Genomic DNA, 12,742 nt, shown 5'->3' on the forward strand with positions numbered 1-12,742 from the left:
TATTTCATTTTTGAGATTTAATTTATTACCTACCTTAGATGTACTTAATTTTTGCTACTCTAGTAATTAAAAATTAACTTTCTCTCCAGTAAATGTACATTTGAATAATTTTTTCATTTCTTCTTCAGTTATAGGTCTTGGATTTGATCCAGTACATGCATCTAACACTGCATTATGCGCTATGAAATCTAAGTTTGCATTAAAATCTTCTTCTGTTACGCCATATTCTTTTAATGTTAGTGGTATATCCATTTTCTTATTCATTTCTTGTATCATCGAAGTTAATGCATCTACTAATTCATCATCAGTATTTCCTGCTAAACCTAAAGTTTTAGCTATAGTTGCATATCTATCTTTACATGCTTTCTTGTTAAAATCTATTACATAAGGAAGGAATATAGCATTTGCACAACCATGAGGAATGTGGAATACTGCGCCTGTCTTATGTGCCATACTATGAGTAATTCCAAGTAACGCATTTGAGAATGCCATTCCCGCTAAACATTGAGCTATATGCATTTCATCTCTTGCTTCTTTATCTCCTTCATAGGATTTTATTAAATTATCTTTTGTCATAACTATAGCTTGCATTGCAAGAGGATCTGAGAAATATGATCTTAATCCTGCTACATAAGCTTCTATTGCATGAGTTAAAGCATCCATACCTGTATGAGCTGTTAATTTTGCAGGCATTGTTTGAGCAAGAGCTGGATCTATAATAGCTATATCTGGTGTTAAGTTAAAATCAGCTAAAGGATATTTTATCTTAGCTTTGTAATCAGTTATAACTGAAAAAGCAGTAACTTCTGTAGCTGTTCCACTTGTAGATGGTATAGCAACAAATTTAGCTTTTTGTCTTAAATCTGGTATTCCAAAAGGAACAACAGCTTGCTCAAAAGTAAATTCTGGGTATTCATAGAATATCCACATAGCTTTAGCAGCATCTATTGGTGATCCTCCACCTATGGATACTATCCAATCAGGCTGAAAATCTCTCATAGTTTCTGCACCTTTCATAACGGTTTCAACTGATGGATCTGGTTCAACACCTTCTATTAATTTTATTTCCATTCCTGCTTCTTTTAGATATTCTTCAACTTTTTGAAGGAAACCAAATTTTTTCATTGATCCTCCTCCAACAACAATTATAGCTTTCTTACCTTTTAAAGTTTTTAAAGTTTCTAAAGTGTTTTCTCCGAAATAAATATCTCTTGGTAGTGTAAATCTTGACATCTTTATTCCTCCTAAACTATAGTTATTAAAAATTTTAATATTATTAAGTTTATTTTTCCACTGATATTATTAGCAAAACTCATGCCAATTATCAAACCATTGTTTTATAATGTTTTAACAAATCAAAATCTCACAATTGAGATTTTTGCCATCTCAGTTTTGAGATTTTGGTTATATTTTTCACAATTTGAGAGGAATAATTTTACAAATTATTTTATAGAATACTTTTTAACCTTTCTATATATAGTAGCTCTACTTATATTAAGCATATGTGCTGCTTTTATCAAGTCACCATTTGACTGATTTATAGCATTTCTTATATTTTCCGCTTCCATTTCCTCCATGGACATAATTTCTTTTTGATTTTGTGTAATTGCGGTTTCTGTTTTAACAATGTAGTCATATAAAAACTCTTCAGTTATGTTATCTAATTCACATAAATAATAAGAACGTTCAACCACATTTCTAAGTTCTCTAACATTTCCTGGCCAATTATACTTTTTTATACAATATAAGTATTTCTCACTTAAAACTTTAGCATTATTAGAACTTTTTAAATTTAATCTATAGACAAAATGCTTTGCTAAAGTCTCTATATCTTCTATTCTTTCTTTCAAAGCTATAGTTTTAATATTCATCACGTTTAATCTGTAATACAAATCTTCTCTAAAATTCTTATTTTTTATTTCTTGCTGCAAATTTCTATTAGTAGCTGCTATAACCCTTACATTTAATATTTTTTCATAGGTTCCACCTAACCTAGTAATTTTGTTGTTATCAAGCACTCTTAAAAGCTTAGATTGCATATCTAAAGGCAATTCTCCAATTTCATCCAAAAATATAGTTCCACCGTTAGCCAATTCAAACTTTCCTGGATGCCCTTCCTTTGTTGCCCCTGTAAATGCACCTTTTTCATATCCAAAAAGTTCACTTTCCATAAGCTCTTTTGGCAAAGAGGCACAATTAACAGCTACAAAAGGTCCACTACTTCTATCACTATAATTGTGCATTGATTGTGCAAAAAGTTCCTTTCCAGTTCCACTAGGCCCTTCTATTAGTACATTACAACTAGTTAAAGCAGCCCTTTTAGCAAATTCTATAGTTTTTTTCATATCTTCACTTTTAGTTATTATATCTTCAAATTTGTAAGATGCACTAAATCCAGCTATAGTACTAGCTACCTTGTGCATATACCCTTCACTATTAAAGGTTATTACAGTACCCTTTACTTTTTGATTTATAATAACAGGAAATGCATTAATGCTGCACTTTATTCTTTTATTTTTTACATAAAAATTACAATCTAAATTATGATAATTTCTATCTACATTTAATATATTTTTTATAAAATCTATATTTTTTAATAAGGAATTTATACTGGTTTTAAGTATTTCCTCTGTAGAAACACCTAATATTTTTGAAGCCATTTTATTGGTACTTTTTATTTTTAAATCTTCATCTAAAACTAACATACCTTCAGACATTGAATCAAAAATTACATTTAAAACTCTATTTGATTTTATTAATGTAAGCTGCTTTTCTATAGAATAAGCTCCAGACACTACAATAGCTGTAGTATGTGAGTGAGCTTTTGAATAATTTCCAGACATATTTATACTACCTATTATATATCCATCTTCATTATGTATAGGAGCTGCAGAACATGTATAAAAATGATTTTTTTCATAGTAATGTTCTGCACCTATTAATTGCACAGGTTTATCAAGATAAAGTGCTGTTCCTATAGCATTTGTTCCTATAGATTCTTCTGCCCAGGAGTTTCCAATTACAAAATTTGAATTTTCAATTTTAATAAGTTCTTCATCACCTATTAAATCAATAATATATCCATCTCTATCTGTTAATATTATTACAAAACCAGAACCTTCAACTATATTATATAAATTTTCCATTATAGGCCGTGATACGGTTATAAGTTCTTTGTTTTTTTCTAATTTTAAATTCAGTTCACTCTTTGAGGCTTTCTTAATATTTCCATTTATGTAATCTACTCCATTTTTTCTACATCTTATCCAAGACTCTTTTACTATAGGATTTAATTTTTCATTACATTTTTGATTTTTAGTAAATTCATTCCAATAAACTTTTCCATATTCTACATCGTTTTTCATCAAATCACCTCAAAACTATAATGTTTTTGTTTTGAACTCATTTTCTATAACTTTTTTAACTTATATGACACTTACAATTATGATATCAATAAATTTTCTAAATATCAATGTAATAAAAATGCATGAAAAGCTAAAATACTCTTCATGCATTTAAAAAATTTTTAAGTCCTAATTATAAGTTTTTAAAACCTTATCCAAAATTTCTATAGCCTTATCTATATTCTCATTTTCTACATTAAGTGGCGGAAGCAATCTTATAACATCTTTCCCTGCTGTAACAGCTAATAAATTATTTTCAAAGCATCTTTTGCTAAATTCTTTTACATCCACATTTAATTTTATTCCAATTAAAAGCCCTATTCCCTTTATTTCCTGTATTATAGAATACTTCTCTTTAAGAATTCCTAATTTGGATCTTATATAACTGCTTTTTTCATCTACTTTACTTATTACTCCTCCATCTACTAGCTCTTTTAGAACAGCTAAGCTAACTGCTGCAGCTAGAGGATTGCCACCAAATGTACTACCATGATCTCCTCTTTCAAGCACAGATGCTTTTTTATTAACCATTGCAGCTCCTATAGGAAATCCACCACCAAGAGCTTTAGCCATACACACAACATCTGGAACAACTCCAAATTTTTCATATGCAAATAAAGTTCCAAGTCTTCCTATGCCACACTGTACTTCATCAAACACAAGTAGTGCATTATTTTCTTCACATAGCTTTTTTACAGCTTTAAGATAATCAATTGAGGCTACGTTTATTCCACCTTCACCTTGAATTGGTTCAATTATAACACCACAAACATTTTCATCCATTTTATCTTCTAAGTCTTTTATATCGTTAAATTTTACACTTTTTGTTCCACTAATTAAAGGTTTAAAATCCTTTTGATATTTTTCTTGTCCTGTTACAGATAGTGCACCCATAGTTCTTCCATGAAAAGATTCTTTCATATATATAATTACATTTTTACTTTCTCCTCCATGAACTTTACCATATTTTCTAGCAACCTTTACCCCTACTTCCATGGCTTCAGTACCACTGTTACAAAAGAAAACTGAATCATGCTCACTTAAAGAACATAATTTTTCTGCAAGTTCTATTCCTTTACTATTCCAGTAATAATTAGATATATGCATTACTTTTTTACTCTGCTCTTCAATTGCTTTTATTATACTTGGATGACTATGCCCAAGACAATTTACAGCCACTCCTGAAACAAAATCTATATATTCCATTCCATTACTATCATACAACTTGCATCCAATTCCTTTTTCAAAACTCACACCAAATCTACCATAAGTATTCATTATATTACTTTCTGACATTGATTTATTCCTCCCTTTAATGTAATTTTAGTTCCTTTCCCTGATATTATATCCAAAATCAATCCATGATTTTTTCTGCCATCTACAAGATGAATGCTTTTTGTACCTTTTTCAATTGCTTCTATACAGCATTCCATCTTAGGAATCATACCTCCATTTATAGAGCCTTCATCTATATACTTCCTTATTTCTTCAGTTGATATGTCACTTAAAAGAGAATCTTTATCATTTATATCTGTATAAACACCTTCTACATCTGTAAGTATTATAAATTTTTCTGCTTTTAGCGCTGAACTTACAGCTGAAGCTGCATAATCTGCATTTATATTATATTTATTTCCATGAGAATCACATCCAATAGGCGCTATGACAGGAACTCTTCCTTTTTCAATTATATTATTTAGAAAATTTTTATTTATATTTACAACTTCCCCTACAAAGCCTATATCTATTTTTTTACCATTATCATATAAATATTTCTTTTTTGCCTTTATTAAATTGCTATCTCTTCCACTTAACCCTATAGCACTAATTCCATATTTGCTTAAACTAGCTGATATATCTTTATTTATGTGTCCTGATAACACCATTTCAACTACATCCATAACTTTTTCATCAGTAACTCTAAGACCATTTATAAACTTAGTCTCCATACCAGTTACATTAATCCATTTTGATATTTCAGGTCCTCCACCGTGCACAATAACTATATTTATACCTAAACGTTTCATATAAACTATATCTTCTATAAATGCTTTTACCGCACTTTTATTCTTCATAATACTGCCGCCATATTTTATTACAAAAGTTTTACCTACAAACTTTTTCATGTATGGTAAAGGATCTATATCCAATGAAACAATTTCTTCTACATTTATCATGAACTCCACCAACCTTTGAATTTTATACGAATAATTATACTATGATTTTTATTAATATTCAACATTTTATTTTATTTTTATTGAATAATTATTTTGTTTTGTGTATAATTATTTTATTCTAATTTTATTATATTAAGGAGTGGTCGAAATGATTAAAGTTGGTATAGTAGGAGCTACAGGCTATGCAGGTCAACAGCTTGTATGGTTATTACAAAAACATCCTTCTGCTGAAATAGTTTTTTTATGTTCTCATAGTTATGAGAATACATTATATAATGATGTTTATAAAAATTTAAATGGTTTCACAGATAATATATGCATAAATATTCAAGAGGCTGAATATAAATTAGATTGTATAAATATACTTTTTTTGGCACTTCCTCATGGTAAATCCTTTGATATAACTAAAAAAGCTTTATCAAAAGGAGTGAAGGTAATTGATTTAGGAGCGGATTTCAGAATTAATTCAAAGAATATTTATGAAGAGTGGTATAAAGTTGAACATACATGTCCTGAACTTTTAAAAGAATCTGTTTACGGCCTTACTGAATTAAATAGAAATGACATTAAAGAAGCCTCTCTAATTGCAAATCCAGGATGCTATCCAACAGCTAGCATATTAGCCTTAGTGCCTCTTTTAAAATCAAATATAATAGATGAACAATCTATCATCATAGATGCTAAATCAGGAACCTCTGGTGCTGGAAGAAGTGCTTCCATAGGAAACCTTTTTACAGAGTGTAATGAGTCCATTAAAGCTTATTCAGTAGCTGAACATAGACATACACCTGAAATAGAACAGGAACTTGGAAATATATGTAGGAATAAAATAACTTTAACATTTACCCCTCATTTAGTGCCTATGAATAGAGGAATTCTGTCAGTATGCTACAGTAAATTATCTTGTGAAAAATCGCAAGAAGAACTGTATGAAATATATAGAAATTTTTATAAAGATGAGTTCTTTGTTAAAATTACAGATAGTATGCCAGAAACTAGATGGGTTAAAGGATCTAACTTATGTCATATAGGTATAAGATTAGACAAACGAACTGGAAGGGTTATTGTAGCCTCCTGCATAGATAACCTCATGAAAGGTGCTGCAGGTCAGGCAGTTCAAAATATGAATTTAATGTTCAATTTAGATGAAAAAACAGGACTTGATTTTCCTGCAATGATGCCATAAACTTAACCCTACAATAAATAAGCATATTGCAGCGCAATATGCTTATTATTAATCTCTATTCATAAATTATTTTTTTGTTCTCATCACAAACAATTCTAACTCTTTTTCCATCTATATTAGTATTTAGTATTACTTTGTGTTTCCACAAATCCACGATATACTTAATTGTTTCTATTGCATACTTAAGTTGAAGTTCTCTTCCATCAAAAACATGTTCTAATGTTAATGTTTTATCTAACTTTGACATGTTTATAACTCTTATATAAGGAATTGAACCCATTCCACAAGAATTGCTTAAAGCATTTCTTATTTTTCTCCATCCATTTTCATCTGATATTTCATCAATAATATATTTTTTATCCTTATTAATGTATTGAAATAGGTTTAATCTTATACAAAGTTCTTTAGTTAAGTATCTTCTTACAAAGGATTCATCTCTTTCAACAGATCTCACTTCAAATATTTTCTCAATTCCATACTTTTCTACTAGATCATTGTAAATTTGAAATCCTAAAAAATAAGGATTTATGCTTCCTTGAAGAGGAACTACCACATCATTATGCCTTTTTACAAACTCCATATATAGGTTTTGAGGAAGATCAAGCTTCTTCAAAATATTATAGTGCCAAAAACTAGCCCATCCTTCATTCATAATTTTTGTTTCTATTTGAGGTATAAAATATTTGGTTTCATCTCTCACTATTTCTATAATGTTTCTCTGCCATTCTACAAGGTCTCCATATTTTGATATAAAACCTAATATATCCTCTGTAGGTTCCTGAGGTATTTTTTCTATATCAGGAGCCTCTGGCTTCTCTCTAGGTACTATAATACTATTATTGTTTTCCATATTCTTATAATCTTCTATTTTTCTTTTTCTTATTTCTTCATCATCTAAATATCTTACTCCTGAGGCTCTATTAGTTTGAAATTTTAAAGCATGAGCTGCATTTAGCATCTCTTCAACTTCTACATATCCTATACTTGGATCATTTATATAAGATCTAATTATATCTGCATGATTTTTAAACATCTCTACTGTATATTCCGCACTAGTAGATTCTTTAAACAATCTGTTATTTTTAAAAAAGTCGTTATGCCCATATACATGGGCTATTGTCAGTATCTGAAGTAATAATGTATTATCCTTCATTAAATAAGCAATACATGGATTAGAGTTTATTACCATTTCATATGGAAGCCCTGTAAGATTATAATTATATAAAGTTCTTAATCTTTCATAAGCTTTTCCAAAACTCCAATGAGGATACATAGATGGCATCCCTACATATACCTCATATGCAAGCATATCATTATAGTTTATGATTTCAAACTCTTGAGGATAATAATCAAGACCTGACTCTTTAACCTTTTCTTCTATAATCTCATCCCACTTTTCCAATTCTGTAACAGTATACTCCAAAATTTCACCTCCTTATTTATAATCATTTTTTATATCTACACTAAGCATTTCCTTAAGTGCATCCCACATATCTTCTTTCTTTTTCATGGCTACAGATACAAAATTATCTCTATTAATTTCTGCAGCATACCTCTTTTTAATAGCACTAGTATACCCATAGGCCATAATTTCTGCATATCCAAATAAATTGCATACATCGCATAATTCATTTACAGCCTTTACAGCTCTATCATTATCTTCACTCCAGTTATCTCCATCACTTACATGGAATGAATATATATTCCAAAGTTCAGGATTATATTTTTCCAATATAATTTCTAATGCTTTATTATAACCACTAGATATATACGTGCCTCCAGATTCTACCTTATGGAAAAACTCTTCTTCAGTAACTACTTTAGCAGATGTAGAATGTGCTATAAAAACTACTTCTACACTTGAGTATTTCATTTTAACAAACTGATATAGCATAAAGAAAAAGGATCGTGCTAAATACTTTTTGTTTTGATCCATAGAAGCAGATGTATCCATAATGCACATAACTACTGCATTATATTCCTTTTTCTTAGTAGGTTTTACTTTATAATATCTCAAATCATCCTCTTTGAATGGGAATCTTCCTATAATCTCATCATTTTCTAGGGTGAATTTAGCTGCTTCTTTTATGTCATTATTTTTACGTCTTTCTTCTAAAGCTCTTTTCATACCCTGTTTTCTTTTAAGCTTTTCAATCACAGTTCTTTTCTTTGCAAGCCTTGGAGGAATACCACTTTTTTGATAACCACATTTTTTTCTTGAACCTTCTGAGAGAATTTCAGAAAATCTTTTTTTATTTAAATTAGGTAGATTTAAATCCTGAAAAACATACTCCATTATTTCTTCAATAGTTATTTCAGTTTCATATATATCTTCACCTTCACTATTACCAGCACCCTTATTTCCAGAACCCTTTGCATCTCCTTCTTTACCTATGACATCTCCTCTTCTTTCAGTACCATCTCCACTACCAACACCAGGTGCATTTTTTCCATATATAAATTGATACTCTTTAAGGCCTTTAATAGGTATTTTTATCTTTTTGTTTTTTGTTTGGCCAATAATACTTTCTTCCGATAATATGTCTACCAAGTTTTTTTTAATAGAATCTTCTACTAATTCTCTGTGCCTTCTTTTATCTTCAGCAACCCTATCATGTCCTATAGGATTAAATTCTCTAAATATGCCCATATCTTCATCAATCCTTCCATAGATTATTAGCGGCATATTTAAGTATTACATTACAGCAGTGATCACAATATCCATTCTTCTTCATTTCTTCTACCATTGAATTATATTTTTTGTCTTGTTCCTTATCTCTAACCTTTGACTTAGTGATAATACGTGACATCTCTCTTACGGAAGAAGTTATCTTCTTTTCTATAGCTTCCTTTAAAGGTTCATATGAAGTATAGTCTATCTTTTCTCCTTTTCTTACCATATAGAACATATATGAAGTTACATCAGACCTAAATCCTTTAGCTGAACCTTCTGATATTCCTATTTGCTCTTCAATGGATCTCATAAATCTTTCATCAGCCTCTAATTGTTCTCCTGTGGATTTATCCTTTATCTTAGTTTTATTTACATAAGCTTCTGCATGATCCAAATAATTATTAAACAAACTTTCTGCCTGTTCCCTAAAGCTTTGAATAAATGCCTTAGTTATTTCTTTTTCAAGGACCTTATTGTATTCTTTTCTCATGGTATCCTGAACAAATGCTAAATACTTCCTTCTTAAATCATCAGCTATATCTAAATCCTTTACTGACTTTATTATATTCTCCATAACGCTTAGAGGATTTATACAATCATATTCTGAATCAGAAAGTGCATTATCTATAGCTTTAATTATAAATCTTGTAGATATGCCATCCATACCTTCTCCAAGCCCTGCTTCTTCTCTAAGTTCAGTAATATCTATTTTTTTAGTCGTACCTTTTTCAACTATTTCTTCACCATTATATATTTTTAACTTTGTAAGAGTATCCACCTTATTAGATGGTATCAGCCTTGTGAGTATTGCAAACATAGCAGCCATTTCAATAGTATGAGGTGCTATATGAGCTTTAAAATTACTTTTCTTTAATATCTTTTCATATATTTTAGTTTCTTCATTTAACTCCAAACAATATGGAACTTCAACCTTTACAATTCTATCTAATATAGCTTCATTAGTATGATCTGATTTAAATTTATTCCATTCTGCTTCATTAGAATGTGCAATAATTACTCCATCAAAATATATCATAGATCCTTTTCCTGGAGATGGTATTGATTTTTCCTGAGTAGCTGTTATTATAGTATGCAAATACTCTACATCATTTTTAAACACCTCTATAAATTCAACCATCCCTCTATTGCCTACATCAAAAGCTCCATTTAATGAAAATATGCGAGGATCATCTTCTGGATATAGATCCATTTTAGATATATCTACAGATCCTACTAATACGGATGTATCTTGATTATTAGGGTCTACAGGAGGTACTACCCCTACTCCTTTTCTAGATCTTATAGAAAATCCTGTTTTAATTACTGGAAACTTTTCATATTCGCCTTTAAATTCTTCTTTTAATCTATATCTGCATACTGGACATAAGTCTCCTTCTATTTTGACACCTAGCATCTCTTCAAAATCTTTCCTTAAATGCTTAGGGATAAGATGAAGAGGTTCTTCTCTCATAGGACACCCTTTCAATGCATATATAGGTTCACTTGCTTCTATAGCTTTTTTAAATGAATCTACTATAGAAGACTTTCCTGATCCTACTGGACCAACCAAATAAAGTACTTGCCTTGATTCTTCACCTTCCATAGCTGCTGAATAAAAGTAACTAGCTATTTTCATCAAGGTTTTATCTATACCGAAGAACTCATTTTTAAAAAAGCCATAGCTTTTAATAGTTTCATTACCATATATTTTTCTTATTCTTAAGTTTTCCTCTGGTTTCAAAGCTTCTACACCAAGTTTGTTTATAATATCGTATATTCTTTTATGAGCAAGTTTAGCTGCATCTGGGTTTTTCTTTAAAATTTCAAGATAGTCAAGAAAAGTTCCTTGAAAATCCTCCTTTATCCTTTTTTCTCTATCATTCTCTATTAATTCTTTAAAATTCATTCTATAACCTCCATAAAAAGTAATAACAAATACAGATTATATATTTCTTAGGAAATATCTTTGTAGTATTTATATTAGTTTCTTGTAGATTTTAGAACAAAGCCTTTTTTACTTTTACCTTTCACCTATAAATTAAAACTACCTAATTATAAAAAAAGAACTAGTATCATTTAAAATACTAGTTCAAACGTATTATATTAAACATTATATGAGTAAAAAAAGTTTACTCATATATTATTGACTTATATTAAAACAAATATACATTTCTATACTTCTACTACTTTTCCTACTCCTTCTTCCAATGCTTTTTTATATATTTTATACGCTGTAACTACATCTTGAACTGATATTCCTACTGTCTTAAATAAAGTTATTTCTTCATCATTTTCTCTACCTTTCATTTTTTCGAATATAACTTCTCCTAACTCTCCATCTATTTTCTTTTCATCTATTATCCCTTTTTCCATAGGTTTTATAAAATCTCCTGCTTCAGCTAAAACCGCTTCTTTTGAATCTACAAAAACCTTGTCTGCTTCTTTTACTATGTATTCATCTAATTCTTGCATATCTCTTGTATAGGAACCTACGCCATTTATATGTGCACCTTTTTTAACTAAACTACCTGGAAATACCGGCTTTGTTGCTGTAGTAACTACAGTAATTATATCTGCATCCTTAATCGCTTCTTCTGGACTTTCAGCACTTACTATAAGAGCTCCATAGTTTTTTAATTCCGCATTAGCTTTTTTCACAAACTCTGCAAGCTTATGTTCATTTCTAGAATAGACCTTAACTTTTTCAATTTTTCTAACTGCAAGTATGGCTTCTAATTGGCAAATAGCCTGCCCTCCAGTTCCAAATAATGCAGCTACCTTAGCATTTTTTACAGCTAATACATCTGATGCTGCTCCTGACGCTGCTCCTGTTCTGAGTTGAGTTAAATACGTTCCATCCATTATGCAGCATACTTCTCCTGTAGTACCGTCTAAAAGCAGCATTTGTGCAGGAACAGAAGGTTTACCTTTTTCAATATTTTTAGGAAAAACAGAAACTATTTTTATTCCTATACTATCTAAATCTTCTACATATCCTGGCATAAATAAACTCTGACCTTCATGCTTTTTCACATCAATATTTACCCTAAGAGGAACTACACTTTTCCCTCGAGAATAAATTGAGAAGGCTTCTTTAACAGCGTCTACAGCATCCTTCATTGTAAATACCTTTTTAATATCGTTTTTAGATAAAATAAGCATAATTTTTACCTCCGCAAAAGTTTATTATTGATTTTACATACATTATAACAAATAAAAATAAAGTTTCATAATTTAAGCACATTGCGACACAACTTTTTAGGGAATGTAATAATTTCATGAACTTGTTTTCTATATTTAT

At 29.7% G+C, this 12,742-nt stretch carries 9 protein-coding genes; 1 reads left to right on the forward strand and 8 read right to left on the reverse strand.

Annotated features, from left to right (window positions below):
* Positions 1 to 66: 66 nt before the first annotated feature.
* From Q6H37_RS23645 to argB, 4 genes are all read right to left on the reverse strand, one after another.
* On the reverse strand, positions 67 to 1,233 hold the full coding sequence (locus Q6H37_RS23645) for an iron-containing alcohol dehydrogenase (protein ID WP_318737061.1): 1,167 nt from the start codon (positions 1,231 to 1,233) through the stop codon (positions 67 to 69).
* Positions 1,234 to 1,442: 209 nt separating this feature from the next.
* Entirely contained in the window at positions 1,443 to 3,365 is a 1,923-nt protein-coding gene (locus tag Q6H37_RS23650) for a sigma-54-dependent Fis family transcriptional regulator (RefSeq protein WP_318737063.1), read from the reverse strand.
* A 168-nt stretch (positions 3,366 to 3,533) separates the two neighbouring features.
* Positions 3,534 to 4,700 (reverse strand): aspartate aminotransferase family protein, encoded by a 1,167-nt coding sequence (locus tag Q6H37_RS23655; RefSeq protein WP_318737065.1) that lies wholly within the window; start codon positions 4,698 to 4,700, stop codon positions 3,534 to 3,536.
* Positions 4,682 to 5,581 carry an acetylglutamate kinase gene (gene argB / locus Q6H37_RS23660; RefSeq protein WP_318737067.1) on the reverse strand — a complete coding sequence of 300 codons (900 nt, stop codon included), beginning with the start codon at positions 5,579 to 5,581 and terminating at the stop codon, positions 4,682 to 4,684. Before argB ends, Q6H37_RS23655 begins: the two co-directional genes overlap by 19 nt.
* Before the next feature lie 148 nt (positions 5,582 to 5,729).
* Here argB and argC point away from each other — a divergent pair, with 148 nt between their 5' ends.
* On the forward strand, positions 5,730 to 6,767 hold the full coding sequence (argC, locus tag Q6H37_RS23665) for an N-acetyl-gamma-glutamyl-phosphate reductase (RefSeq protein WP_318737069.1): 1,038 nt from the start codon (positions 5,730 to 5,732) through the stop codon (positions 6,765 to 6,767).
* A gap of 55 nt (positions 6,768 to 6,822) precedes the next feature.
* Here argC and Q6H37_RS23670 read toward each other — a convergent pair whose 3' ends face one another.
* The 4 genes from Q6H37_RS23670 to Q6H37_RS23685 form a co-directional block, all read right to left on the reverse strand.
* Positions 6,823 to 8,190, reverse strand: coding sequence for a SpoVR family protein (locus Q6H37_RS23670; protein WP_318737071.1), 1,368 nt, complete (start codon positions 8,188 to 8,190; stop codon positions 6,823 to 6,825).
* 12 nt (positions 8,191 to 8,202) lie between these two features.
* A complete protein-coding gene (gene yhbH / locus Q6H37_RS23675) occupies positions 8,203 to 9,417 on the reverse strand; it encodes a sporulation protein YhbH (protein ID WP_318737073.1) in 1,215 nt (404 codons plus the stop codon).
* Positions 9,418 to 9,424: 7 nt separating this feature from the next.
* Positions 9,425 to 11,347, reverse strand: coding sequence for a PrkA family serine protein kinase (locus Q6H37_RS23680; RefSeq protein ID WP_318737075.1), 1,923 nt, complete (start codon positions 11,345 to 11,347; stop codon positions 9,425 to 9,427).
* Between the two features lie 266 nt (positions 11,348 to 11,613).
* Positions 11,614 to 12,603 carry an ornithine cyclodeaminase family protein gene (locus Q6H37_RS23685; RefSeq protein WP_318737076.1) on the reverse strand — a complete coding sequence of 330 codons (990 nt, stop codon included), beginning with the start codon at positions 12,601 to 12,603 and terminating at the stop codon, positions 11,614 to 11,616.
* Positions 12,604 to 12,742 lie beyond the last annotated feature (139 nt).

The sequence above is a fragment of the Clostridium sp. JS66 genome (assembly GCF_033561535.1).
GTDB lineage: Bacteria > Bacillota > Clostridia > Clostridiales > Clostridiaceae > Clostridium_AM > Clostridium_AM carboxidivorans.